This is a genomic window from Micromonospora sp. NBC_00362 (genome assembly GCF_026342155.1).
Lineage (GTDB): Bacteria > Actinomycetota > Actinomycetes > Mycobacteriales > Micromonosporaceae > Micromonospora > Micromonospora hortensis.
The window spans coordinates 1,817,614-1,840,805 of the sequence record NZ_JAPENH010000001.1 but is presented as its reverse complement, the minus strand read 5'-3'; the positions used below and the strand labels follow the sequence as shown (position 1 = coordinate 1,840,805).

Here is a 23,192-nt window from a genome sequence, read left to right as displayed (position 1 = left end):
GCTACCGGCGGCGGCGGGCGTCGGCCTCGGTGTCGAGAAGGTCGTTGAGCGTCAGCGCCGAGTTGATCAGTGAGAGATGGCTGAACGCCTGGGGATAGTTGCCGATCTGCTCCCCGGTCGCGGCGATCTCCTCGGCATAGAGGCCGAGGTGGTTGCTGAAGGTGAACATCTTCTCGAACGTGAGTCGGGCGTCGTCGAGGCGGCCGGAACGGGCCAGCGCCTCTACGTACCAGAAAGTGCACATGTTGAAGGTGCCCTCGTGGCCCGGGAGGCCGTCGGGGGAGTGGACCGGGTCGTACCGGTGGACCAGGCTGTCGGAAACCAGCTCGCGTTCGATCGCCTGCAGGGTGGACTGCCACAGCGGATCGCTCGGCGTGACGAAACCGACCGCCGGCATGGCGAGCAGCGCCGCGTCCAGCACGTTCTCGTCGTACGCCTGCACGAAGGTGCCGCGGGCCCGGTCGTATCCGCGCTCCATGACCTGGTTGTAGATGCGGTTGCGTTGCTCGGTCCAGCAGGTCATGTCCCCGGGGCGGCCGGTGCGGGTGGCCAGCCGGATGGCCCGGTCCAACGCGACCCAGGACATCACCCGACCGAAGGTGTAGTTGCGGGGGTGGTGGCGGCTCTCCCAGATGCCGGCGTCAGGTTGGTCCCAGTTGTGGCAGAGCCAGTCGACCAGCCGGACGGTGCTCTTCCACACCTGGTGCGAGACGCGGATGCCCTGCTCGTCGGCGAGGTGCATGGCGTAGAGGGCCTCGCCGTGGATGTCGAGCTGGAGTTGGTCGGCGGCGCCGTTGCCGATCCGCACCGGCCGGGAGCCTCGGTAGCCCTCCAGGTGGTCCAGCACCTCCTCGTGCAGGTCGGAGGAGCCGTCCACCCGGTACATGATCTTCAGCGGGTCCTGGTGGTCGCCGGCCTCGCGGATCCGCTCGTCGAGCCAGTTCATGTACCGGCTGACCTCCTCGGTGAAGCCGAGGCCGAGCAGTGCGTGCACGGAGAACGACGTGTCGCGTACCCAGGTGTAGCGGTAGTCCCAGTTGCGGGTTCCGCCGACCAGCTCAGGCAGCGCGGCGGTGGGTGCGGCGATCATCGCGCCGGTCGGCGCGTACGTCATGAGTTTGAGCGTGATGGCCGAACGCTCGACCATCTCCCGCCAGCGGCCGGTGTAGCGGGAACGTTCGAGCCAGCGCCGCCAGTAGTCCCGGGTCCACTCGAACATGCCCTGGATCTCTTCCGGCGCGAAAATACGCGGCTCGGTTCCGCCCGTCTCCAGGACCACCCCGCCGGTGTCGCCCTCGTTCAGCGTGCCGTACGCGACCAGGTCGCCGCCCTCAAGGTGGACGTCACCCTGTTCGGAGATCAGCCGCCGCACGGGGTCGACCGGGTTGAACGTCAGCGTCGCCGACCGGCTGCGGAAGACGTAACCGTTGTGGTGGCGCTCGAGCTGATGCTCTTCGCGGGCGTAGTCGAAGCGCGGGCGGCACTCCACCCGGAAACGCATGCTGCCCCGGACCATGGTGACGGTGCGGACCAGCCGATGCGCGTCGGTGGCCCGCTCGCCGGTGACCGGCATGAAGTCCATCACCTCGGCCACCCCGTCGGCGCTGATGAACCGGGTGATCAGGATGGGCGTGCCGGGGAGGTAGAGCTGCTTGGTCACGTACCGCACGTCGTGCGGCGCGATCTGGAAGTAGCCGCCCTTCTCCTTGTCCAACAGGGCGGCGAAGATGCTCGGCGAGTCGAACCGCGGCGCGCAGAACCAGTCGACGGTCCCGTCACACGTCACCAGCGCGGCGGTCTGCAGGTCGCCGATGAGCCCGTGATCCTCGATCGCCGGATAGCTGTCCACGTCTCTCCCCGGTTCGGCTGCGTCCTGCGCACCGAACCTAGGGGAGGAATTGTCGACTTAGGTGAGATTCACGTTCCGCCACCCTGTCGCGTGCCCGCACGTGCCACGGCGACGGCCGGGGTGCTGCGCCGCCTGGCCCCGGACGTCAGTGCAGCGGGCGGCAGGAGGAACGGATGACCAGCTCGGTGGGGAGCCGGATGTGGGTGTCGCGTTCGACGCCGGCGATCAGGTCGACGAGCAGGCGCAACGCCTCGGCGCCCATCCGTTGCAACGGCTGCATGATGGTCGTCAGCGGCGGGTTGACCAGCGCGGACTCCGGCACGTTGTCGAAGCCGATCACCGACAGGTCGTCGGGCACCGACAGGCCCATGTCGCGGGCCACTGTCATCGTGGAGATAGCGGAGAGGTCGTTGCCCGCGAAGATCGCGCTCGGCCGGTCGGTGAGGGCGAGCAGCTCCGCGGCGGTGCCGGCGGCACTCTCGATCCGGAACCCGCCGACGCGGACGAGCCGCTCGTCCACCGGCACGCCGGCCTCGGCCATCGCACTGCGGAAGCCGGCCTCGCGCAGCTGCGCTGACTTCAGGTCGGTGCGTCCACTGATGTGCCCGATCCGCGTGTGGCCGAGGGACAGCAGGTAGTTGGTCGCCAGCACCGCGCCGGCGAAGTTGTCCGAGTCGACGGTGGGCAGGTCGGACGGCCCGGTGTGTGGGTCGACGGCCACGACGTGGAAGCTGTGTTCGGTCTCGACCACTGTCGGTGTGACGATAACGGCGCCGTCGATGAGTGTGCCGGAGAGCCGGGCGAGCGAGCGCCGTTCCCACCCCACCGCGGCGCCCTCGCCGTCCCCGCTGGAGTAGGCAAGCAGTTGGTATCCGCTCCCGGCGACCTCCTGCGACGCCCCCTTGAGCAGTTCGGTGGAGAACGGCTCGAACTCGGCGACCAGGATGCCGAGCACGTTGGTGCGGTGGCTGCGCAGGCTCTGCGCCCCCAGGCTCGCCTCGTAGCCGAGCTCATGGATGACCCGCTGGACGCGCTCCACGGTCGCCTGGGCCACGCCGTAGCGGCCGTTGACGACCTTCGACACGGTCGCGACCGAGACGCCGGCAGTACGTGCCACATCCGACATCTTGACGCGCTGCTGAAACACCACGTCGATGATGATAGGGCCCCGCCGGGGGCCCGTCGTCAGCGACTCGAAAACGTTATCGATACCGATTGACATCAAGTTACATGACTGTAAAACTTCGCCGCAGGCCGAGTACCGCGACTGACTAGTCGAGGAGACATCGATGGCAACGAAGCGGCGTGCGAGTGCCGTTCTGGCACTGTTAATGACAAGTGTTGTCGTCCTCGCCGGGTGTTCCGGCGGCGGCGAAGAGGCGGCCCCTCAGAGCGAGCTGTACAAGGACCCGGTGACCCTGAGCTGGTGGCACAACGCCTCACAGGACGGGCCCGGCAAGACCTACTGGGAGAAGGTCGCCAAGGACTTCTCCGCACTTCACCCCACCGTGAAGATCGAGATCGAGGCGATCGAGACGAACCAGCTCCAGCGCACCCGGCTCCCTGCCGCGCTGCTGAGCAGCGACCCGCCGGACATCTTCCAGGCCTGGGGCGGCGGCGAGATGACCGAGCAGGTGGAGGCCGACTACCTCAAGGAGATCACCGACCAGACCAAGACCGAGGTCGGCGACATCGGCAGCGCCGCGGAGATCTGGCAGGTCAAGGGCAAGCAGTACGGCCTGCCGTTCCGGATGGGCATCGAGGGCGTCTGGTACAACAAGGAAATGTTCGCCAGGGCGGGCATCGCGGCTCCGCCGACCACCTTCGAGGAGCTCAACACCGCGGTCACCAAGCTCAAGGCGATCAACGTCATTCCGATCGCCGTGGGTGCCGGTGACAAGTGGCCGGCCGCGCACTGGTGGTACAACATGGCGCTGCGCGCCTGCTCGGTCGACGCCCTCAAGAAGGCCTCCGCGGAGAAGAACTTCGACGATCCGTGCTTCGTGAAGGCCGGCCAGGACCTGAAGGCGTTCATCGACACCAAGCCGTTCCAGCCCAACTTCATCGCCACGCCGGGCCAGAACGACCCGACCAGCGCCAACGGCATGCTCGCCAACGGCAAGGCCGCGATGGAGCTCATGGGTGACTGGAACCGCGGCACGCTGGACACCGTCACCACGGACAAGGCGAAGCTCGCGTCGTTCCTCGGCTGGTTCCCGGTGCCGGCGATCTCCGGTTCCCCGGGCGACCCGAAGGCGGCTCTCGGCGGTGGCGACGGGTTCTCCTGCGCCAAGAACGCCCCGGCGGAGTGCGTCGAGTTCCTCAAGTACCTCGTGAGCCCCGAGGTGCAGAGGGGCTACGCCGAGACCGGCACCGGCCTGCCTGTCGTCAAGGGCGCGGCGGACGCCGTGAAGGACCCCGCGCTGAAGTCCATCCTGGAGGCCACCTCCGGGGCGAGCTACGTCCAGCTCTGGCTGGACACTGCGTACGGCAGCACGGTCGGCAACGCGATGAACGACGCGATCGTCGCCATCTTCGCCGGCAACGGGACGCCTGAGAAGGTCGTCTCGGCAATGAAGGCGGCCGCAAGCAAGTGACCTCCGCCAACCAGATCCGTATGCCCGCCGGCGGCGCTTCCGCGTCGCCGGCGGGCCCCCACAAGGCCGGGCGCGACTCCGCCCGCCGAGCCGACAACCGCCGCAAGTGGTACGAGATCATCGGGCTCACCACGCCGGCCGTCCTGATCTACGTGATGTTCGTGCTGGTGCCGATGGGCTTCGCGGTCTACTACAGCCTGTTCCGGTGGCGCGGGGTCGGCCCTCCCACCGAGTTCGTCGGTCTGCGGAACTACACCCTCGCCTTCCAGGATCCGATCTTTCTCGACGCGTTGCGCAACAACGCGATCATCGTCTTCGGGTCGCTGCTGATCCAGGGCCCGATCGCCCTGGGCGTCGCCCTGCTGCTCAACCGTCGCTTCCGTGGGCGGGCAGTGTTCCGCCTGCTGGTGTTCGTGCCGTACGTGCTGGCCGAGGTCACCGTCGGCATCATGTGGAAGCTGCTGCTGACCGGCGAAGGCACTGTCGACGCGCTGCTGCGGTCCCTGGGTATGGGTGGCCTGGTGCAAGCCTGGCTGGCGGACCTGGATGTTGTCATCTGGACCCTGCTGGCCATCCTCACCTGGAAATACGTCGGCTTCGCCATCATCCTGCTCCTCGCCGGACTGTCCAATGTGCCCGATGAGCTGACCGAGGCGGCGGCCATCGACGGCGCGAGCTGGTGGCAGATCCAACGGCACGTCACGATCCCGCTGCTCGGCCCGACGATCCGGATCTGGATGTTCCTGTCCATGATCGGCTCGCTGCAGATCTTCGACATGATCTGGGTGACCTCGGTGCCCGCGGTGCGGTCCCTCGGCGCATCGGCCACCATGGCGACGTACATGGTGGACAACGGGTTCTTCGCCCGGCTGTGGGGCTACGGCAATGCTGTGGCGGTAATCCTGTTCGTCATCTCCTTCGTGGCGGCGCTGCTGTTCCAGCGGTTCCTGCTCCGCCGCGACATCGAGGGCGCCATCACCGGAAGGGCGAAGTGACGATGGCCGTGAACTCGGTTCTCCCCCCGTCCACCGGACGCCGTCAGGTCTCCTGGGGCACGCCGCTCACCTACGCGCTCGCCCTCGCGATCGCGGCGGTGTCGATCGCCCCGGTCATCTACGTGGTCATCGGAGGCTTCCGCACCACCCCGCAGATCGTCGCGGACCCGGCCGGCCTGCCCGACCCGTTCGTCTGGGACAACTACGCCAGGGTGCTGACCCAGAGCAACTTCTGGCAACAGGCGTTCAACAGCGCGGTCATCGCCCTGGGAACCACGCTGGCCGTGGTCGTGCTCGGACTCGCCGCCGCGTTCGTGCTCGCCCGCTACAGCTTCCGCGGGCGGGAAGGGCTCTACACCTTCTTCACCCTCGGTCTGCTGTTTCCGGCCGGGGCGGCGATCCTGCCGCTCTACCTCATGCTGCGTGACCTGAACCTGATCAACTCCTACTACGCGGTGATCCTTCCGCAGGTCGCCTTCTCCCTGCCACTGACGATCGTGATCCTGCGTCCCTTCCTCTCGGCCATCCCGCGAGAGTTGGAGGACGCAGCCGCCATCGATGGCGCGAGTCGACTCGGCTTCCTCTGGCGCGTCGCGATGCCGTTGTCGCGGCCCGCGCTCGTCACCGTTGGCGTCCTGGCGTTCGTGGCGAGCTGGAACTCGTTCCTGCTGCCGCTGCTCGTGCTCAGCGACGTCAACCTGCACACCCTGCCGCTGGGCGTGCAGAACTTCTCCAGCCAGTACACCACCGACACGGCAGGCGTCCTCGCCTTCACCTCGCTGGCGATGCTGCCGGCACTGCTCTTCTTCACGCTCGCGGAGAAGCAGATCGTCGGAGGCCTGCAGGGCGCGGTCAAGGGCTGAGCGGCAGCGGCACGAGCACAACCACAGGAAGGCACAGCATGACTGAGGTCCACACGGTAGTGGGCGGGCCGACGCCGGCTCAGACAGGGCCCGAGCACGGACGACCGGACGCTCGCGACGGCGAGGCCCGCGTCCGCGATCTCCTCGGCCGAATGACGATCGAGGAGAAAATCGCCCAGCTCGTCGGCTTCTGGGAGAAGGAAGACGGCGAGGCGGTGGCCCCTATGCAGGGGGAGTTCGGCGGGAACGCCAAGCTCGAAGAGTTCTCCCGGCACGGGCTCGGTCACCTCACCCGCACCTACGGCACCCGCCCCGTGGACGCGGCCGAACACGCGCCCTGGTTGTGGAAGTTCCAGCGCGACCTGGTCACCGGAACCCGGCTCGGCATCCCGGCGATCGTCCACGAGGAGTGCCTCACCGGGCTGTCCGCGTGGAAAGCAGCCACCTTCCCCACCCCGCTGGCCTGGGGTGCCGCGTTCGACCCCGAACTGGTCACCGAGATGGCCGCGGCGATCGGCGCCTCGATGCGGGCCCTGGGCATCCACCAGGGGCTCTCTCCGGTGCTCGACGTTATCCGTGACCCCCGCTGGGGCCGGGTGGACGAGTGCATTGCCGAAGACCCGTACCTGGTCGGCACCATCGGCACGTCGTACGTGCGCGGTCTGCAGTCGCAGGGGGTGCACGCCACCCTCAAGCACTTCGCCGGATACTCCGCCTCGCGCGCCGGGCGCAACTTCGGCCCGGTGCACATCGGCCGCCGGGAACTGGCCGACGTCCTGCTCCCTCCGTTCGAGATGGCGATCATCGACGGTGACGCCCGCAGCGTCATGCACTCGTACACCGAGATCGACGGGATGCCCGTCGCCGCCGACCCGACCATGCTGACCGGCATCCTGCGCGACCAGTGGGGCTTCGACGGCACGGTGGTGGCCGACTACTACGGGGTCGCGTTCCTGAACCTGTTGCACCACGTGGCGAGCGATCACGCGGAGGCGGCCGGGCAGGCGCTGACCGCCGGCCTCGACGTCGAACTGCCGACCGGAGACGCCTATCTGACCCTGGGGGAGTCGGTGCGGGCGGGCGCCCTCGACGAGGCGCTCATCGACCGCGCGGTGCTACGGGTACTGCGCCAGAAGCTGGACCTGGGTCTGCTCGACGCGACCTTCGACGACGAGCCGCCCCAGGCGATCGACCTCGACTCGCCGGAGCACCGGTCGATCGCCCGCCGGCTCGCCGAGGAATCGATAGTGCTGGTCGCCAACCAGGACGCGCTGCCGCTGCCGTCGGGGCGAAGGGTGGCCCTCATCGGCCCGAACGCCGACCGGCAGAGCGCGCTCTTCGGGTGCTACTCGTTCCTCAACCACGTCCTCGTCCAGCACGCCGGCGTGGAGACCGGCATCGAGGTGTCGACAGTGCTCGACGCCGTGCGGGCCGAGTTCGGCGGCGACCTCGTTACCTGGGCACGCGGCTGCGACGTGGACACCGACGACCGGTCCGGCTTCGACGAGGCCGTCACCACGGCCTCCGACGCGGACGTCGCCGTCCTGGTCGTCGGCGACCACGCCGGCCTCTTCGGGCGCGGCACCGTCGGCGAAGGCTGCGACCGGGACGACCTGGAACTGCCGGGCGTCCAACGCGAACTGGTCGAGTCGGTGCTGGCGACCGGCACACCTGTCGTCCTCGTGCTGCTCACCGGCCGGCCGTACGCGATCGGCTGGGCGCTCTCACGATGCGCGGCGGTGGTGCAGGCGTTCTTCCCGGGTGAGGAGGGCGCCGGGGCGATCGCGGGAGTGCTCTCCGGGCGAGTCAACCCGTCGGGCCGGCTGCCGGTCAGCCTGCCCGGGTCGGCCGGCGCGCAGCCGTACTCCTACCTGCACCCCACCCTCGGCGCGGGGAACGCGGGGACCAACCTGCTGGCGACGCCCGTGGCGCCGTTCGGCCACGGCCTGTCCTACACGACGTTCGCGTACAGCCAGCTCACAGTGCCCGCCACCGTGCCCACCGACGCGGCGATAGGGGTGACAGTGCGGGTGACGAACACCGGCGCGGTCGCCGGCGACGACGTGGTCCAGCTCTACGGTCGCGACCTGGTCGCCTCGGTGACCCGGCCGGTGGCGCAGCTGCTCGGCTACCGGCGAGTCCATCTGGAACCGGGCCAGTCCGTCACTGTCGAGCTGACCGTGCCCACCACCCGTCTGGCCTTCTCCGACCGCACGTTCACCCGCGTGGTGGAGCCCGGCGACGTCGAGCTGTGGGTCGGCACCAGCGCGCGGCGGGACACCCAGGCGGTGACCACGCTGGTCGGTGACACCGTCCCGGTCACCACCGCCTCCCCACGCTGGACCACCACCGACGTCCGCTGACAGCCGGTCCGCCGACTGTCCCCAGCGGGCAGTCGGCGGACCGGTCCCACTCGCACGCCGATCTGCGCGCTGACCTCACACGGAAAGCGAAGGGCCCGGCGCGTGCGAGCCGGCGACGCCAGCACCACGAGGTGTCACTCGGGCACGCGGTCCTGGTGGGGGCCGAGCTGGCTGATCTCGTACCCGTCGGGATAGCTCTTGGCTGTGATCCCGTCGGCGAACAACGCGGTCGTCCGCGGCGCACCGAACCATCGCTGCAACCGCGAGCGCGTCCGCAAGGCCAGGTGCAACCCCGCCCGGACCGGCCAGACCGGCGTGCCGACCCGCGTCGCGCCCCGCAGCGGCGCGTCGTACAGGGCGCTGACCAGTGCGTTTCCCAGTGGGGCGAGCATTCGGGGGATCCGGGTGAGCATCAGCATGCGGGTGGCGCGTTCGATGGCCGCCGCGTCGTCGTTGGGTTGCAGGTGAGCGGCGTCGTACGCGTCGAACCAGGTCTCGAACTCGTCGTACGACCCGGGGATGTCGGTGATGCCCATCCGTCGGCCGAGCTCCCGATAGAACAGGTGCGTGGCGTGACGTTCGTGGCAGCAGGGTGGGCGCCAGCCGTACTCCTGCAACCACCGGGTGGGGATCACGACCAGGCAGCCGAGGACGTAGCGGAAGTCGTCGTTGCTGATGTCGTACCGGCCGTGGATCTGGTTGACGCGCCGCAACGCCTCGCGGCCCCGAGGCTGGTCGAAGCCGTTGAGCACCATCTCGTACATCAGCAGGCCGGTGTCGTCGATCCGCTTCTGGGTGCGTTCGGTCAGCTCGCCCGTGGCGGTGTGCACCGTGGCGATGGCGGGGATGGAGAACGACCGGTTGAAGGCGAGGTTGAGCCCCAGCTTCATGTCCCACGGAAACTCGTAGCGCAGCATGGTCTGGTAGATGACCAGGTGGTCGCGCTCCGGGTCGAGAGCACGGGTGCGGGTCAGGTTGTCGTAGCGGCCTCTCATCGGCGGACCCCCGGGTTCTGGTCATCCATCCAGGTGACGGTTGTCAGCGGGCTGCCACGGGCGGTGCGCCATCAACCGAGTGTACGGGTGGCGGGGTGGGTCAGGTCGGCTCGCCGGTGGTCGGTAGCACCGCGATCAGGTCGAGCACCTCGACGGTGTTGGCCGGGCCGACGGTGTCGGTGAGGATGGCGGTGAACGCCTCGTCGCCGAGCCCGGCCCGCAGTTCGCGCAGCGCGTTGAGGTCCAGCGCCGCGTTCGTCGACCCGATCTGCCGGTCGATGCTCAGTGCCTCGACGATCAGTGGGATGCCCTCCGCCGGGTGGCCCTGCTCGACGCGCAGCTGCCCGATCGCCACCTGGTCCAGTGCCACCTCCTCCCAGTTGCCCTGCTCACGGTCGATCCGCAGGCAGGTCCGGTAGCACCGTTCGGCCAGGACCCGGTCGCCGCGCAGACCGGCCACCCGGCCAAGGTGGAAGGTGCTGTTGGAAACGCCCGACAGGTTCCCGAGCCGCTTCTTGATCGCGATGGAGCGGCGGTAGAACTCATCCGCGTCGGCGAGGTCCTCCTGCTCCTCACAGACCCGGCCGAGCTGGTGCAGGACGATGGCCTGGTTGGGCTCGTGGCGCAGCACGCGGTAGACCTGCAGCGCCTGCTCGTAGCGGGACCGGGCTTCGGCCAGCCGGCGGGTCTCCAGGCCCACCCGGCCGAGGTCCTCGTGGCACTTGGCGACCCCCGCCTGGTAGCCGGCGGCGGCGCAGATCGGCAACGCCCGCAGCAGGCACATCCGGGCGGTGCCGAACTCACCCGCCTGGGCGGCGGTGATGGCGAGCAGGACGTAGCCACTGCCGAGCGGCGTCGGGTGGGAGCCGTCGAACCGGAACCGCAGGTACGCCTCGACCCACTCGGCCCGCTGCGCCGCCTGCCGCCGGTCGAGGTGCCGGGCCAGCAGGTCGGAGAAGGCTCGCGCGCCCAGTTCCAGGCGCTGCACGGCCAGCCATTCCAGTGCCGCCTGGAGCGGCGGCTCGTCGTCCCCGCCGATCGCGTTGAGGGTGTGCGGCACCGCCTCGGCGGCCCGGCCGAGGACTGTTCGGACGCCGCCGAGCAGTTCGTCGCAGCGGCGCAGCAGCGGGTCTTCGCCGAGGGCCGCGACGATCGTCCGGGCGCGGGCGAAACAGCTCTCGGCGAATTCGAGGTCGTCGAGGTCGCGGGAGAGGTGACCGAGCAGCAGCGAGCACTCCGCGATGTGACCGTTGCTGCCGACCTCCTCGAAGATCTTCAGGGCGGCGCGGACCCGCTCCTCGGCGGTCTCGTACGCGAACCTGGCGAGGTCGATCCGCCCGAGCATGACCAGCCCGCTGCCCTGCTGGACCCGGACGCCCAACCGTCCGTAGGCGGTGATCGCCACCTGGATGCACTGCTCGGCCTTCACGAGGTCGCGGGCCTCGAAGGCGAGTACGCCGATCTGGTGGTGGCTCGCCGCGATCCCCTCCAGGTCGTCGAGGTCCCGGGCGATCGCCAGCTCCTCCAGGTAACGCGACATGGCCAGCTTGGCGTCGCCGTTGCCGCGGGCGATGCCGGCGAGCTGGTGCAGGGTCCGGGAGACCGCCGAGCGGTCGTCGAGCCGGCTCAGGATCGTCAACGCCTCCTGGAACAGCCGGTCCGCGGTTGCCCGGTCACCCCGGTTGTCGGCGACCAGGCCCAACTGGTGCAGGAGTTTGCCGACCCCGCTGTCGTCGCCGAGATCCCGGTAGACGGCAAGCGCCGCCTCGTAGCGCTGCGTCGCCTGCGGGTACTCGCCCCGGCTGAGGTGCACGTCGCCGAGTCCCTTCAGGAAGCTCGCCCCGCGCGCCGAGCCGGGGGGCGCCATCGGCAGCAGCTCCCGCCAGATCTTCTCCTCCCAGGCCCAGTGCCCGGCCGCGTGCAACTCCTGGCAGGCCAGTTCGGAGTAGGTGACGACCTCGTCGGTGTCACCCGCCACCAGGTGGTGGTACCGCGCCTCGACGGCCCGGCGGATGTAGTCGTGCTGGTCGGTGCTGGACCGGGCCCGCCAGCCCCAGTAGCGGCCCGCCCGGCGATGCGCGTCCACCACCGCGTCGCGGCCGGCGATCCGCAGCAAACTCGCCGCCGTCCACCGGTGCACCAGGTGGCCCCCGGTCACCGGGGCGAGCAGCCCCAGCTGCGACAGCGTCTCGACCGACTCGTCCAGTCCCGCCGGTTCCGGTGGTGGGTCGTCGCCGTCCGTCGGGTCGGCGAGCTGCCAGGCGAGGCCGGTCCGGTCCGCCGGGGTGCGGTACACCGCCGCGCCGAGCAGCAACCGACGGGCCGCCGGGACGGCCTCCAGGCGGGCGAGCAGCCGGGGCAGCAGCACATCCTCGGCGGCCAGCGCGCCGGCCTCGGCCAGCGGCGTGCCGACCTCGGCCGGCCCGGCGTCCCGGCCACCGCCGGCCGCGGCCAGGCGGCCGGCCACCTCGTCGGATCGCGCGTTGCCGCCGTGCAGCAGGCCGTCGAGGTATTCCAGCGCGCGCGGGTGACCACCCAGCCGGTGCCACATCCGTTGCTGTTCGGCCGGCGCCAGTTGGCCGATGCCCGGCAGCCGCCAGAGCAGCTTGCGGGTCTCCTGCCAGGAGAGCGGACCGAGGTGACAGGTTTCCAGACCGGCGACCGGGAACGGGTGCCGGCTGGTCACGACCAGCTCGTGGTGGGACGCCCAGGCGGCGAGGAACGCGGCCAGGTCCGCGTCGGCCAACCGGTGCTCGGCGTCCAGGGCGTCCTCGGCGTTGTCGAGGACGAGCAGCAGTGCCGGGCCGTCGGTGCCGATCGCGTCCAATCGTCGCCGCCAGTCCTGGCCCGGCGCGGCGAGGGCGACGAGCCATCGCCGCAGCGGGTCGTCCGGTGCCGCCCGGGCGCACCGGCTCTCCACCTGGCGGCGCAGCTCGTCGAGGATCCCGTCGACTGCGGCGTCGCCGTGGGTCGCCACGACGATGCCGCCCGTGTCGCGGAACCGTCGCGCGAGTTCCGCGGCGAGACTCGTCTTGCCGATCCCGCCGATGCCGTGGACGAGCACCCGAAGCTTTCCCCGCGACAGCCGACGCAGGATCTCCCGGCGGCCCACGAAGTCCGTGGGCGCGCGCACCACGCCGTCCCCGACGATCGACTGGACGGGCGGCGCGGCGACGGCAGCGCCGCCCCGTCCGCCGGCCAGCCGCAGCCCGGGATCGGCCAGGAACAGCGTCGGCACCCACCACTCGGCGGCGGTCGGGGCCAGCTCGCGGCGTACGGCGGAGACCTCCGCCAACAGCTCCGGCTCGCTGCTGGCGGCCAACCGCTCGTAGAGCCGAGCGCAGAACTCGATGGTGTACCCGTCGCTGACCGTCCCGTTCATCGCTAGCACCGCCGGCGCGCCGTGGGTCAGCAGCGCGCCGGCCAGTCCGGGCAGCTCCCGTTGATCCTGCCGGGCGGTGGAGCAGCCGGCCAGCACGATCAACGGTACGGTCCGGCCCAGCGGCAGCACCTCGGCCAGGAACCGCGCGGCGTCCACGCGGTCCTCCGTGCCGGTGGGGGTCTCCAGCAGCAGCGCGCCGGGGCGCGCGTGACTGGAGACGTGCAGGACGTGGAAGGGCTCCTCGGCGAGGGCGGCCCGGATCGCGGCGGCGCTGCCCCACTCCAGGACGCGCACCCTCACCCCGTGCCGATGCCCGGGCTCCACAGCGCCGAGGATCCGACCGAGTTCCCGCTCGTGGTCCAGCAGCGGGTGGGTCGAGTCGTCCGGGCTCGCGATCGCCGCGAGCATCCGCAGCGGGCCGTCCACCCGGACCGTGGGTGCCGGTATGTCGGGGCCGATCCGGCAGACGTCGACGTCGGGGCGCAGTGCCAGCGGCAGTTCCTCGCCGGGCAGCACCAGGGTTTCCCAGGGCAGGTCGGCCAGGGCCGGGTCGGCGACCTCGATGCCGAGCCGGTGCCGGCCGGGGCGGTCCAGTTCGGCGCGCAGGGCCGGGCCGGGGGCGTCGAGGAAGCGGCGGCCGAGCACGACGCCGACCTCGTACGACAGCTCCACCGAGGGGCCGCCGCGCAGTCGCCAGAGCAGGTCGGCGCTACGTTGGTCGGCGGGGCCCACCGGGTGCCGACGCCGGTCTCCCCGAACGGCCAGGACCACGTCGGTCGCGCTGACTGTCAACCGGATCACGAAGGCCCCCCCTGCGGTCGCCCGGCGGACGACCCGACGCCGAAGTGGATTGCCGGACTGACCGATACTGTATCCATGGCTGACGATCCTGAGGAGATTGCGCACGTCAACGCCGTGCGGATCAACGACAGCGGCGAGCTGGAGTTCTTCGACGGCCAGCGCTGGGTGCCGTACACCGATCTGCCCGACGACGAGAACGGTCCGCTGGGTGTCGTCTTCCGCGACGACAGCCGATGACCGGGGAGTCGCCGACGGGCGGCGCGGGACTGGACGCGCTGCCGTCCCCGTTGGACTCCGTCGCTGACAGTCGGGCGGCGGCTCGGTGGATCATCTCCTCGGCCGGCGCGGTGGGCGCGCTGCTGCTCGGCGGCGGCCCGCTGATCGCCGCCGGCAAGGTCACCGACTGGGCCCACGCGGCGTGGGCGGGCGGCGGTCTGCTGGTGACGCTGCTCGGCGTGGCCTGGGCGATCTGGCGGACCAGCGAGGTGCTCGTCCCGCCGATGACCACGCCGGCGACGCTCAGCGGGCCGGAGCTGCGCGGCCTGCGCGAGCGGCTGGAGGCCGAGCCCTGGTACCACTTCGGCGGGTACGCCGTCGACGTCGACGGTCTGCTGCGTCATCGCCGCATCGCTGCGGAGATCACCCGCCGCCTGTCGACGGTCCCGCCGCAGGAGCGGGCCGCACTCCGGGCGGGGCTCGCCACCGCGCGCCGCAACATCGCCCGGACCGATCCGTACCTGCGCTGGCTGCTCGCCACTGCGCACGCCTGGCAGGTCCGGGAGGCGTTGCGCCGGGCCCGACGGCAGACCTTCCTGGCCGCCGCGCTGGTGGTGGTCGGGGCGGTGGTGTTCATCGCCGCGACCGCCGGATAGCGCGCCGCTTTCGTCGGGCTACGACGACAGCGGCGCGCCATCCAGCCGTCGGTCAGTACGGATATCCGGGAACGTTCAGTCGCACGCTGTACAGCCCGGAGTCGCCCCACCGGCCCGACGTGACGAAGAGGGTCTGCCGGTCGGGGCCGCCGAACGCCACATTGGTGGTGCCGGAGTTGCCGGACCGGATCGTGCCGAGCTGGGTGCCCGCGGGGGAGTAGACGTGGACCAGGGAGTCCCCGCCCGAGGTCCAGTACACGTTGCCGGCGCAGTCGATCGTGCCGCCGTCCGGGCCGCCGATGTAGTTCACGAAGACGCTGCGGGCGCCGATGCTGCCGTCGGGCTGGACCGCGTACTTGTAGATCTTGTTCTCGGAGTAGGCGCCCACGTACAGCGCGGTTCCGTCCGGTGAGAGCGAGATGCCGTTGGGTTGGCGCAACCGGTCGTCGACCAGCGACACCTGCCCGTTGGAGACGCGGAAGACGCTGGTACGCCCGCTCATCTGGTCTGGGCGGTTGCCGCGCTGGAAGTTGGGGTCGGTGAAGTAGACGACGCCGTCGGAACGGACCGCGACGTCGTTCGGCGAGTTGAAGGCCCGGCCCTGGTAGTTCGGCGCGACGGTGCTGCGGGCCCGGTCGCTCAGCCGGTAGGCGGACACGCTGCGCTGGTCGTGGGTGGCCGCGACGAGCTGCTGGCCGTCGGCGCTGAGGGCCAGGCCGTTGCTGCCGGCGTCGGCGATGAACGTGTCGAAGCTCGCCGGCGGGGTGAACCGGCGGATCGTCGACGGCTGGACGTTGTACGGCCCGGTGCCGGCGGTCATGTCGGAGAACAGCAGGTAGCTGCCGTCGGCGACCCAGACCGGCCCTTCGAGGAACGTGAACCCGCCCTGGATTCGCGGGGCCGTCACGGTGCTGGCCGGCAGCGGCGGGCCGTAACTGGCCCCCGTCGGGCAGGCCCCGGGCGGTGCGCCGGGCGGACCGGCGAGCGCGGCGTGAGCGCTGACATGCGTGGCGGCGACGGCAGCACCGGCGGACAGGGGGGTGGCGGTGACCGCCAGGCACAGGCCGGCCAGTGCGGCAATGGTTGGACGCCAGGTCATCGAATACTCCAATCGGCGTCGAGGGTGGCGATGGCCGGCGTGCGAGGTCGGTGGCTGGCACGGCGTGAGGGCGGGCCGTCGATGTGGGTATTCGGGAGCCTAGGTGATGAGCTGGCCACCCGCAGCAATCTTTCGCCGTTGATCCCGATCGGCACGAGGGCCAGAAACACAAAGACGCTGGTCAATGTCAGTGCGGTCTCCGGAAATCTTTCCGGTACAACCACAGTGGACAGCTCAGTGATGGCGGGACACCCCCGGGCCCGGCCGAGCGGTAGGGCTTCCGACCGTTCTTCGACGGGGACGCAACCTGATGACCGTCCGGTCCCGTCGAGCATGCGGAGGAGGGAGCCTCGATGGTGGAAGCCGAGGGTGAGTTCGTGGAGTACGTCTCCGCGCGACTGCCGAGCCTGCATCGGACCGCGTTCCTGATGTGCGGCGACGCCCATCTGGCCGACGACGTGGTGCAGCAGACGGTGACGGCGCTCTACGTGAACTGGCGCCGGGTCAGCCGGGCCGACAACGTCGACGCGTACGTACACCGGATGCTGGTGCACAAGCTCGTCGATGAGAAGCGGTTGAACTGGGCGAAGGTTCGCCTGCTGGGGTCGGTGCCGGTGCCGGAGCGCTCACCGGTGACACCGCACGACGACCTGGCCGAGCGAGACAACCTGCTCGCCGCGCTCGCCAGCCTCCCGCGCGGCCAGCGCACCGTGCTGGTCCTGCGGTTCCTGTGCGACCTGTCGTTGACCGACACGGCCGCCGCGATGGGCTGCTCGGAGGGCAACGTGAAGTCGCAGACGGCTCGAGCGTTGGCGGCCGTCCGCCAGGTGCTCGACGTGACCGAGATGTCAGTGAGGAGTCCGAGATGACCACCGTGGACGAGCAGCGGATCGCCGAGCTGTTGCGGGCGGCGCCGGTGCCGGAGCCTCGGGTCGACCTGAGCCGGGCGGTCCGCGACGGTCGGCGGCGCCGACGGCGTCGCCGAGTCGGTGGGATCGCCGCGCTGGTGGTGCTGGCCGGGGTCGGTGTCGTGGGTGCCGTTCAGGTCGGTGCGACCACCGGCCCGCCGGGTCCGACCCCGCCCGCGCTCGCGGTGACACCGGAGAACACCGGGTCGATCGCCCCGCGCCCGCCGGTCACCTGCCAGGCGTCGTGGTTGCCGCAGCCGGTCAAGGGTCCGGTCGCGGTGGCCAAAAGCGTTGATCCCACCGGACGGCACATCGTCGGCGACATCGGCACCGGGCAGGAGGACGGACGGGTAGTGCTGTGGACCGACGGCCGGCCGGTCGTCCTGCCGGCGACCGCGCGGCACGCGGCCGCGGTCAACACCCGTGGCTATGTGGTGGGCACCAACGGAGACGGCACCGGATGGCTGTACCGGGACGGGAAGCTGCGTTTCCTGGCCACGCCGCCCGGCTACGACACGGTGCTCGTGCACGCCATCAACGGCCGGGGCGACATCGTGGGCACCGCCGACCGGTCCGACGACTCGCACCAGGCTGTGCGTTGGTCGACGGACCACCCCCAGAAGTACCGGTTGGTCGGCCAGCGGGGGTCGTCCGCGACCGGGATCACCGAGGACGGCACGATCGTCGGCACCGTGGGCGAACAGCCCTACCGATGGACGCCGCAGGGCGTCGGGGCGACGTTGGCGGTGCCCGACGGCTACCCGCGGGCGTCGGTCGAGTCGGCGCGGGGCGAATGGGCGATCGGCATGGTTCCCGGCGACCAACGCAGCGGTGCCGTGCAGATGCTGCCGGTGCGGTGGAATCTCACCACGGGAGCGGTGAGCCTGTTGCCCTTCCCGGGGGCGAGCGCCATCGCCGGCAGTGGTGACGTGCTGGTCGCCGACGGTGCGCCGCTGGTCGTCGCCCCGGACGGCACCTCCCGCCGATTGGCGGGCCGACCGGAGGTGCGGGCGACCGAGGCGGGCACCTACACGGCCGAGGCGATCAGCGACGACGGTCTGACGGTGGTCGGGGCCGTCTACGAGAACCGGGCGTATCGGCCGCTGGTATGGCGGTGCACGCGCTGAAAGGGTGAGCAGCCCAATCTGAACTCCGTCGTGGGGGCGTGCCGTCCGGACCGTTTCAACCGAGCCGGTCCGTGGGTACGCTCCCACCGCTGATCACCCGACCGACGGAGACTCCCGTGATTATGGCTCTGCTGCTCGACCTCGCCAACATCGTCGGTGGCTTCCTGCTCGCCGTTGCGGTGCTGCGGCTGCTGCCGCGCGTCGGCGACGACCTGGGCCGCCTCGCCGGTCGGGCCGCCCCGATCGCGTGGGTGGTCGGCCTCGTGGCCCTGGTGACCGGCGGCTACTACCTCATCGTCCATTTGGTGTCCGGGCCCCGGGTGTTCCACTTCGAGGTGGTGGGGATCGGTGTGGGGCTCGCCCTGCTGTGGGACCGGTTGACCGGGCGGTCGACGCCGCGCGACGAGCGGTCGGACGGCGCCACCGGCGTCCGGCTGTTGCTCGCGATCTTCGGCCTCATCGCGATCGTCGTCGGCGTCCAGGGGCTGTTCACCCCCGACGGGTGACAGCCAGTCACGCGGTCAGATGGTGGACGGTCGCGGCGCCCGGGTACCCCCGGCGCTGGCGATCAGGAGTATCACCGCTGGTAGGAACGCGACGCCGATGCCCAGCCCGAGCAGCAGACCCCATCCCGTGAGGACGAGCGCGGCCACCAGATCGGCGACCACGGTCAGCCGACCGACCCGTTGCGCGAGGACGGGCAGCAACGCCGCGACGACGGGAACGCCGAGCAGGTAGCCGGCCGCCGCGCCCGAGTCGTCCACGGTGAAGGGAACCAGCACGGCGGCCACCAGCACGGTGATCGCCAGGGCCGACCATCTGAGCACCGAGCGGGTGTTGGCCGGCTTACGGATCAGGACCACGAGACCGACGAGCAGGACACCCACGATTGCGCCGACGGTCGCCAGACCAGTCATAAATGCCCTCCTCGACCGCAGCGGGTGGCGTTTAATCGAAGACGGCGGATCGTCGCCCCCGCGTCTCACGATACGGCTGGTCGGCCAGCCGCACGAGATCCAGCGTCGAGCAAGGAGGTCCTGGCATGCCTCTCCTGCGAATCCACCTCGGCACCGACCGGGGCACCGCCCGCCGGGTGTTGCAACTGCATCAGCAGGGCAGGGCCCATCACGAGTCGCGGGAGGCGGCCCGGGAACAGGCGTGGCGTCAGGGCCGCACCCCGGCCGGTGACCCGGTCTTCGTCGGCGTCACGAACGGCCGCCGCGACGTGCAGTTGCTCTACGACGTCGAGGTCTACTCGGAGGCGACCGGTTGAGCGGACGTCAGCCCGCGTCCAGCACCTCCCGCAGCCGCGCGGCGAACTCCTCGGGCTTGCCCGCGTAGCCGAACTCGCCGCCGAGGAACCCGCCGTGGTGGCTCGGGAACACCACGGCCTCCTGGCCGAGCAGCGCCGCGAGGCCCAGGGCGGTGCGGGCGGTGTACGTGCCAGCCGACTCCTCGCCGACAGCGACAACGATCCGGGTGGGCGCGGCGGTGAGCACGCTCGCGTCGGGACGGTAGTCGGTGATCGCCCACGAGTTCTGCGACAGCAGCGGGTCGTCGCGGCTGCCATCGTCGTCGGCGGCCATGCCGAACATCGCCGGGTCGGGAGCGGGCTGGGCGAAGTAGGCATCGGTGAACTCGCCCTGCCATGACGTCATGGCGATGAACGCGGCCATCCCCGCCCCCGAGCCCTTCGCCTGGTACGCCTCGTAGAAGCCGGCTCGGGCGCGCTCGGCGGCCGTGGCGTCGGGGAGCACAGCGTTGATCGGCGGTTCGTGCGCCACCAGGGTGGCGACGTCGTCGGGTTGGGTGGCGACCAGTTCGAGTGCTGTCACCGCGCCGCCGCTACTGGCGAACACGTCGACCGGACCGACGTCCACCGCCTGGATGAGCGCGTGCAGGTCGGCGGCCTGCTGCTGCGGCGTGTGGTCGGACCGACCGTCCTTGCGGACGCTGCGGCCCAGACCACGCGGGTCGTAGGTGAGCACCGTGCGGTCCGTGAAGTGCGGCGCGAGCTGTACGAAGCCCTCGGCCGCCATCGGCTGGCCGATCATGAGCAGCGCGCGATGGGCGCCAGCGGGAGGTAGCGGGCCGCGGACGTCGTAGACCAGGTCGACGCCGGGAATGGCCAGGGTGTGCGTCTGGGTGTCCTGCATTCGATGAGACTACGGACGGCCGACCTGTGTCGGGGTGCCTTGCGGGCGGCGAGCCGTCGGGTTCTTCGGGACGGCGCTCGCGCGTCGGGTGCTACCGATCGGTGGTACGGCGGATGGCCGCGGCCATCTGCGACGAGTCGTGGCCCGGCTCGACTCCGTCGACGAGAATCACCTCGCCGGTGAGGTGCCTCGTCCGCAGGGGCTTGATCTCCTGATAGGCGCTGGACCGGTACCAGGAGCGGGCCCGGCTCAGGTCGGGGAACTCGATGACGATCACGTCGCCGGGCCAGTCGCCCTCCAGGACGTCGACGGCGCCGCCGTGGACGATGAACCGGCCCGCGAAGGGCGCGAGGGTGGCGTCGATTCGCTCCAGGTACGTCAGCACCTCGGCGTGGACGGGTGCCTTACGGAGGTGTGCGAGCGCGTACGCGGTCATGGTTGTCGGTCCTTCGCGTTGTGTTTTCTCAGGTGGGAGTCGATTTTTTCAGCGTCGTGGTGGGCTGTCGATTACCTCGCAGGTAATGGCTCGGCCGTCGGTGCGGAACTAGGGTCGGTGAGTGAGGATCTCGACCCGACACGGGCGACCAGTGGGGGAGCTGCTGCGCGACTGGCGCCGGGCTCGCGGAATGAGCCAGCTCGACCTGTCGATCGAGGCGGGAGTGTCGGCCCGGCACCTGAGCTTCGTCGAGACCGGGCGGTCCCGGCCGAGCCCCGACCTCATCCTGCGGCTGGCCGAACACTTGGAGATGCCGCTGGCCGAGCGCAACACGATGCTGCTGGCCGGCGGTTACGCGCCCGCCTTCCCGCGCCACGAACTGGGCGACCCCGAGCTGACACCCGTCCGGGCCGCCGTACGGCGGATCCTCGATGGTCACAGCCCGTACCCCGCGCTGCTCGTCGACCAGCACTGGCACCTCGTCGACGCCAACCCCGCCGTCGCCCTGTTCACCATGGACGCGCAGCCCCACCTGCTCACTCCACCGATCAACGTGTTGCGCCTCAGCCTGCACCCCGACGGTCTGGCACCGCGCATCGTCAACCTGCCCGAGTGGCGCGCCCACCTGCTGAAACGGCTGCACCAGCAGGCGGCGACAACCAACGACCCGATCCTGTACGACCTGCACGAGGAGCTTCGCGGTTATCCCGGTGGCGACGTCGAGACGATACCGCCAGGCGATGCCCTCTCACGTGTTCTCGTCCCGCTGCGCTACCGGCACGGTGACCAGGAGTTGTCCTTCGTCAGCACCACGACCCTCTTCGGTACGCCGCGGGAGGTCACAGTCGCCGGGTTGGCCGTCGAGGCGTTCTTTCCCGCTGACTCGGCGACCACGCAGACCCTCCGGGCCCGTGCCGATCATGACTCGGCTGCCCGTCATCCTGCGGGAGCGGGCGGCGGCTGACGGAGCGCGTCGCCGATGATGCCGGGCATCCGCCGGGCCACTCCCGCAAGGAGATCCGCTACCTGCACTCGCGGATCGTCTCGGGAGTCGACCATCACCAGCCCCGCCAGGGGCGACACCCCGTTCGGCAACGTCCCAGCCCCGTCGACGCCGGCCGCCGACGCGTCGCCGTCGGCCAACACCCGCTGCAGGCGGGTCAGTCGGTCGGCCGTCAGGGCGCTCTGCTCGTCGTGGGTCACCAGCACCTGCCGCTGGCCGCCGCTCCAGGACAGGACCGTCTCCGCCAGCGCCGGCAGCAGCGGTTCCAGTGGGGGAGGGACCGTGCGGTCGTCGACGTCGAGCCTGGCCACCACGGCCCGCACGTGACTCGGGCGGAGCCCGTCGAGGACGGCGTCGGCCACCGTGCCGAGGCCGTGGCGTCGCAGCGCGTCCCGGGCCTGGAAGAACCGCCGCACGGTCTGGTCGACCGGAAGTCGCCGCTTCATCCGGACCAGATCGACGAACGCCGAGAGGAAGGCGGCCCAATCGCCGTCGGTCGAGCGTCCGGCCTCGTGCAGGGCGAGAGCCGCCGGATGGTGCTCGCGCGCCAGGCGGGTACCCGCCGCGTACGACGGCTCGGTGAGCAGGAAGTCCACGATCCGGGTGACGAGGAAGAACTCCTTGTCGATGAGGTGGACGTGCGCGCGGCCGGCCAGCGCAGCCAGGAACCACTCCAGTGCCTCGTCCGCGCCCGAGCCGCGCAGGAACCGGCCTGACTTGAGCTCGTGCGGCGCGAACCGGAACCCGGACCGCAGGGCGGTGATGAGCGCGACCGCCTCGTCGACGGTCAGGTCGACGCTCGCGTGCGTGATCACCGGGGCGGTCGAGTGCAGCAGGTTCGTACCCGAGAATCCCGACTCGTCGCAGGCGATCTCCACGACGGCCCCGACCACCACCGCGCCGCCGGGCGGTAGTCCACCTTGCAGAGGCGATCTCACCCCCGAACTCCCGCCATGCCGCCCATGGTCACCTGTGCGCCGGCAGAGAACAACCCGATTGCGTACGGGAGTCGCAGCCCGCGATGTGCGCTCCGGTGTGCAGACCATCGCGGACGCCCTGTGCTCGCTGCCGGCCGGGCGCGTCGACGCCACCTGCTCAGTGGTCGCGGCAACCGACCTGGTCGCCGATCTCCGCCGGGATGCCGAACGGGGTGCATTCGAGTGCGCTGCCTTCGCCCAGCTTCTGCCATCTGCCGTCCGAGTGCTTGAACAGCAGCACACCGTCGCCCTGCATCCCGGGGTCGACGGCGATCACACCGGCCGTGGCCCACTGCCTCGCGCACTTGATGTGAGCGGGATCGATCCGTAGGGCTTTGCTCAGCCCCGATGCGCGTTGCAGGGTGGCGGCGCTCACCGGACAGGCGGTCGGGGTGGCGGTGCCAGACGACGTGCTGCGGGTCGGCGAGGCGGTGACGGCGGTGGACGGCGTCGCGGGCGGGGCGGGCGTGGTGCTGGCAGGTGGCGTGCTGCTCGCCCCGGCGACGGGAGCGGGGGAGGGGGTGGTGCAGGCCGCCAGGCCGGCCAGCGCGGCGACGGGCAGGAGGGTGCGGAGCGCGGTCAGGGTCATCGTTCCTCCGGTGAGACATCGATCGGGTTTCCCACTACACGTCCGTGGACCCGCCGGGGTTGCGCTGCCGCTTCGGGGCGCCCACGGATGCTGGTGCAACGGCCAGCTCGGCTGCCCTCCTTCGTACATCTGATGTATGTCCGTCTGGATGGGTGGTCGTCGGCGTGATTCTGGCGGGGC

The 23,192-nt window shown here is 70.6% G+C and carries 21 protein-coding genes; 11 read left to right on the top strand and 10 right to left on the bottom strand.

The window, feature by feature from the left end; translation table 11 throughout:
* Position 1 precedes the first annotated feature (1 nt).
* Both OG992_RS08430 and OG992_RS08425 read right to left on the bottom strand, forming a co-directional pair.
* A complete protein-coding gene (locus OG992_RS08430) occupies positions 2-1,849 on the bottom strand; it encodes a glycoside hydrolase family 15 protein (protein WP_238685054.1) in 1,848 nt (615 codons plus the stop codon).
* Between the two features lie 145 nt (positions 1,850-1,994).
* On the bottom strand, positions 1,995-2,999 hold the full coding sequence (locus OG992_RS08425) for a LacI family DNA-binding transcriptional regulator (RefSeq protein WP_238685053.1): 1,005 nt from the start codon (positions 2,997-2,999) through the stop codon (positions 1,995-1,997).
* A gap of 181 nt (positions 3,000-3,180) precedes the next feature.
* On the opposite strand from OG992_RS08425, the gene OG992_RS08420 reads away from it, so the two are divergent.
* The 4 genes from OG992_RS08420 (at position 3,181) to OG992_RS08405 (ending at position 8,667) form a co-directional block, all read left to right on the top strand.
* Positions 3,181-4,446, top strand: a complete 1,266-nt coding sequence (locus OG992_RS08420) for an extracellular solute-binding protein (protein WP_238685052.1) — start codon at positions 3,181-3,183, stop codon at positions 4,444-4,446.
* Positions 4,443-5,441, top strand: coding sequence for a carbohydrate ABC transporter permease (locus OG992_RS08415; RefSeq protein ID WP_238685051.1), 999 nt, complete (start codon positions 4,443-4,445; stop codon positions 5,439-5,441). The genes OG992_RS08420 and OG992_RS08415 overlap by 4 nt, the downstream gene beginning before the upstream one ends.
* 2 nt (positions 5,442-5,443) lie before the next feature.
* Positions 5,444-6,304, top strand: a complete 861-nt coding sequence (locus OG992_RS08410) for a carbohydrate ABC transporter permease (protein WP_181539431.1) — start codon at positions 5,444-5,446, stop codon at positions 6,302-6,304.
* A gap of 152 nt (positions 6,305-6,456) precedes the next feature.
* Positions 6,457-8,667 carry a glycoside hydrolase family 3 N-terminal domain-containing protein gene (locus OG992_RS08405; RefSeq protein WP_266302905.1) on the top strand — a complete coding sequence of 737 codons (2,211 nt, stop codon included), beginning with the start codon at positions 6,457-6,459 and terminating at the stop codon, positions 8,665-8,667.
* A gap of 134 nt (positions 8,668-8,801) precedes the next feature.
* Here OG992_RS08405 and OG992_RS08400 read toward each other — a convergent pair whose 3' ends face one another.
* Positions 8,802-9,662 carry an oxygenase MpaB family protein gene (locus tag OG992_RS08400; RefSeq protein ID WP_266302904.1) on the bottom strand — a complete coding sequence of 287 codons (861 nt, stop codon included), beginning with the start codon at positions 9,660-9,662 and terminating at the stop codon, positions 8,802-8,804.
* A gap of 100 nt (positions 9,663-9,762) precedes the next feature.
* Positions 9,763-13,845 (bottom strand): tetratricopeptide repeat protein, encoded by a 4,083-nt coding sequence (locus OG992_RS08395; RefSeq protein ID WP_266302903.1) that lies wholly within the window; start codon positions 13,843-13,845, stop codon positions 9,763-9,765.
* Positions 13,846-13,920: 75 nt separating this feature from the next.
* Between OG992_RS08395 and OG992_RS08390 the strand changes: the two genes are divergently transcribed.
* Both OG992_RS08390 and OG992_RS08385 read left to right on the top strand, forming a co-directional pair.
* Positions 13,921-14,082, top strand: coding sequence for a hypothetical protein (locus tag OG992_RS08390; protein ID WP_238685047.1), 162 nt, complete (start codon positions 13,921-13,923; stop codon positions 14,080-14,082).
* Positions 14,079-14,717 carry a hypothetical protein gene (locus tag OG992_RS08385; RefSeq protein WP_238685046.1) on the top strand — a complete coding sequence of 213 codons (639 nt, stop codon included), beginning with the start codon at positions 14,079-14,081 and terminating at the stop codon, positions 14,715-14,717. The genes OG992_RS08390 and OG992_RS08385 overlap by 4 nt, the downstream gene beginning before the upstream one ends.
* A gap of 52 nt (positions 14,718-14,769) precedes the next feature.
* On the opposite strand, the gene OG992_RS08380 is transcribed toward OG992_RS08385, so the two are convergent.
* A complete protein-coding gene (locus tag OG992_RS08380; RefSeq protein ID WP_266302902.1) occupies positions 14,770-15,816 on the bottom strand; it encodes an SMP-30/gluconolactonase/LRE family protein in 1,047 nt (348 codons plus the stop codon).
* A 353-nt stretch (positions 15,817-16,169) separates the two neighbouring features.
* Here OG992_RS08380 and OG992_RS08375 point away from each other — a divergent pair, with 353 nt between their 5' ends.
* The 3 genes from OG992_RS08375 (at position 16,170) to OG992_RS08365 (ending at position 18,357) form a co-directional block, all read left to right on the top strand.
* Complete coding sequence (locus tag OG992_RS08375; RefSeq protein WP_238685044.1) at positions 16,170-16,685, top strand: SigE family RNA polymerase sigma factor; 516 nt, start codon at positions 16,170-16,172, stop codon at positions 16,683-16,685.
* Positions 16,682-17,851, top strand: a complete 1,170-nt coding sequence (locus OG992_RS08370; RefSeq protein ID WP_266302901.1) for a hypothetical protein — start codon at positions 16,682-16,684, stop codon at positions 17,849-17,851. The genes OG992_RS08375 and OG992_RS08370 overlap by 4 nt, the downstream gene beginning before the upstream one ends.
* A gap of 122 nt (positions 17,852-17,973) precedes the next feature.
* On the top strand, positions 17,974-18,357 hold the full coding sequence (locus OG992_RS08365) for a hypothetical protein (protein ID WP_238685105.1): 384 nt from the start codon (positions 17,974-17,976) through the stop codon (positions 18,355-18,357).
* Positions 18,358-18,372: 15 nt separating this feature from the next.
* Here the strand turns inward: OG992_RS08365 and OG992_RS08360 are convergent, their stop codons facing one another.
* Positions 18,373-18,768, bottom strand: a complete 396-nt coding sequence (locus tag OG992_RS08360) for a hypothetical protein (protein WP_238685042.1) — start codon at positions 18,766-18,768, stop codon at positions 18,373-18,375.
* A 125-nt stretch (positions 18,769-18,893) separates the two neighbouring features.
* Between OG992_RS08360 and OG992_RS08355 the strand changes: the two genes are divergently transcribed.
* Positions 18,894-19,124 carry a hypothetical protein gene (locus OG992_RS08355; protein WP_238685041.1) on the top strand — a complete coding sequence of 77 codons (231 nt, stop codon included), beginning with the start codon at positions 18,894-18,896 and terminating at the stop codon, positions 19,122-19,124.
* A 7-nt stretch (positions 19,125-19,131) separates the two neighbouring features.
* On the opposite strand, the gene OG992_RS08350 is transcribed toward OG992_RS08355, so the two are convergent.
* Positions 19,132-20,007: an alpha/beta fold hydrolase gene (locus OG992_RS08350; protein WP_266302900.1), complete on the bottom strand. Its 876-nt coding sequence runs from the start codon at positions 20,005-20,007 to the stop codon at positions 19,132-19,134.
* A gap of 91 nt (positions 20,008-20,098) precedes the next feature.
* Positions 20,099-20,443 carry a DUF1330 domain-containing protein gene (locus OG992_RS08345; RefSeq protein WP_266302899.1) on the bottom strand — a complete coding sequence of 115 codons (345 nt, stop codon included), beginning with the start codon at positions 20,441-20,443 and terminating at the stop codon, positions 20,099-20,101.
* Positions 20,444-20,564: 121 nt separating this feature from the next.
* On the opposite strand from OG992_RS08345, the gene OG992_RS08340 reads away from it, so the two are divergent.
* Positions 20,565-21,407: a helix-turn-helix domain-containing protein gene (locus OG992_RS08340; RefSeq protein WP_266302898.1), complete on the top strand. Its 843-nt coding sequence runs from the start codon at positions 20,565-20,567 to the stop codon at positions 21,405-21,407.
* Here OG992_RS08340 and OG992_RS08335 read toward each other — a convergent pair.
* Both OG992_RS08335 and OG992_RS08330 read right to left on the bottom strand, forming a co-directional pair.
* Positions 21,380-22,384 (bottom strand): hypothetical protein, encoded by a 1,005-nt coding sequence (locus OG992_RS08335; protein WP_266302897.1) that lies wholly within the window; start codon positions 22,382-22,384, stop codon positions 21,380-21,382. The two genes, OG992_RS08340 and OG992_RS08335, sit on opposite strands and share 28 nt — an antisense overlap.
* Positions 22,385-22,541: 157 nt before the next feature.
* The gene (locus OG992_RS08330) at positions 22,542-23,012 is read right to left on the bottom strand and encodes a hypothetical protein (RefSeq protein WP_266302896.1); all 471 of its coding nucleotides are present in this window, start codon (positions 23,010-23,012) and stop codon (positions 22,542-22,544) included.
* Positions 23,013-23,192: the final 180 nt, after the last annotated feature.

Coding starts and splice junctions, on each gene's coding strand:
- OG992_RS08380 (WP_266302902.1), bottom strand. CDS start 15,816: ATGACCTGGCGTCCAACCATTGCCGCACTGGCCGGCCTGTGCCTGGCG.
- OG992_RS08405 (WP_266302905.1), top strand. CDS start 6,457: ATGACGATCGAGGAGAAAATCGCCCAGCTCGTCGGCTTCTGGGAGAAG.
- OG992_RS08370 (WP_266302901.1), top strand. CDS start 16,682: ATGACCACCGTGGACGAGCAGCGGATCGCCGAGCTGTTGCGGGCGGCG.
- OG992_RS08390 (WP_238685047.1), top strand. CDS start 13,921: ATGGCTGACGATCCTGAGGAGATTGCGCACGTCAACGCCGTGCGGATC.
- OG992_RS08345 (WP_266302899.1), bottom strand. CDS start 20,443: ATGACCGCGTACGCGCTCGCACACCTCCGTAAGGCACCCGTCCACGCC.
- OG992_RS08360 (WP_238685042.1), bottom strand. CDS start 18,768: ATGACTGGTCTGGCGACCGTCGGCGCAATCGTGGGTGTCCTGCTCGTC.
- OG992_RS08410 (WP_181539431.1), top strand. CDS start 5,444: ATGGCCGTGAACTCGGTTCTCCCCCCGTCCACCGGACGCCGTCAGGTC.
- OG992_RS08420 (WP_238685052.1), top strand. CDS start 3,181: ATGACAAGTGTTGTCGTCCTCGCCGGGTGTTCCGGCGGCGGCGAAGAG.
- OG992_RS08350 (WP_266302900.1), bottom strand. CDS start 20,007: ATGCAGGACACCCAGACGCACACCCTGGCCATTCCCGGCGTCGACCTG.
- OG992_RS08400 (WP_266302904.1), bottom strand. CDS start 9,662: ATGAGAGGCCGCTACGACAACCTGACCCGCACCCGTGCTCTCGACCCG.
- OG992_RS08365 (WP_238685105.1), top strand. CDS start 17,974: ATGGCTCTGCTGCTCGACCTCGCCAACATCGTCGGTGGCTTCCTGCTC.
- OG992_RS08375 (WP_238685044.1), top strand. CDS start 16,170: ATGGTGGAAGCCGAGGGTGAGTTCGTGGAGTACGTCTCCGCGCGACTG.
- OG992_RS08385 (WP_238685046.1), top strand. CDS start 14,079: ATGACCGGGGAGTCGCCGACGGGCGGCGCGGGACTGGACGCGCTGCCG.
- OG992_RS08355 (WP_238685041.1), top strand. CDS start 18,894: ATGCCTCTCCTGCGAATCCACCTCGGCACCGACCGGGGCACCGCCCGC.
- OG992_RS08330 (WP_266302896.1), bottom strand. CDS start 23,012: ATGACCCTGACCGCGCTCCGCACCCTCCTGCCCGTCGCCGCGCTGGCC.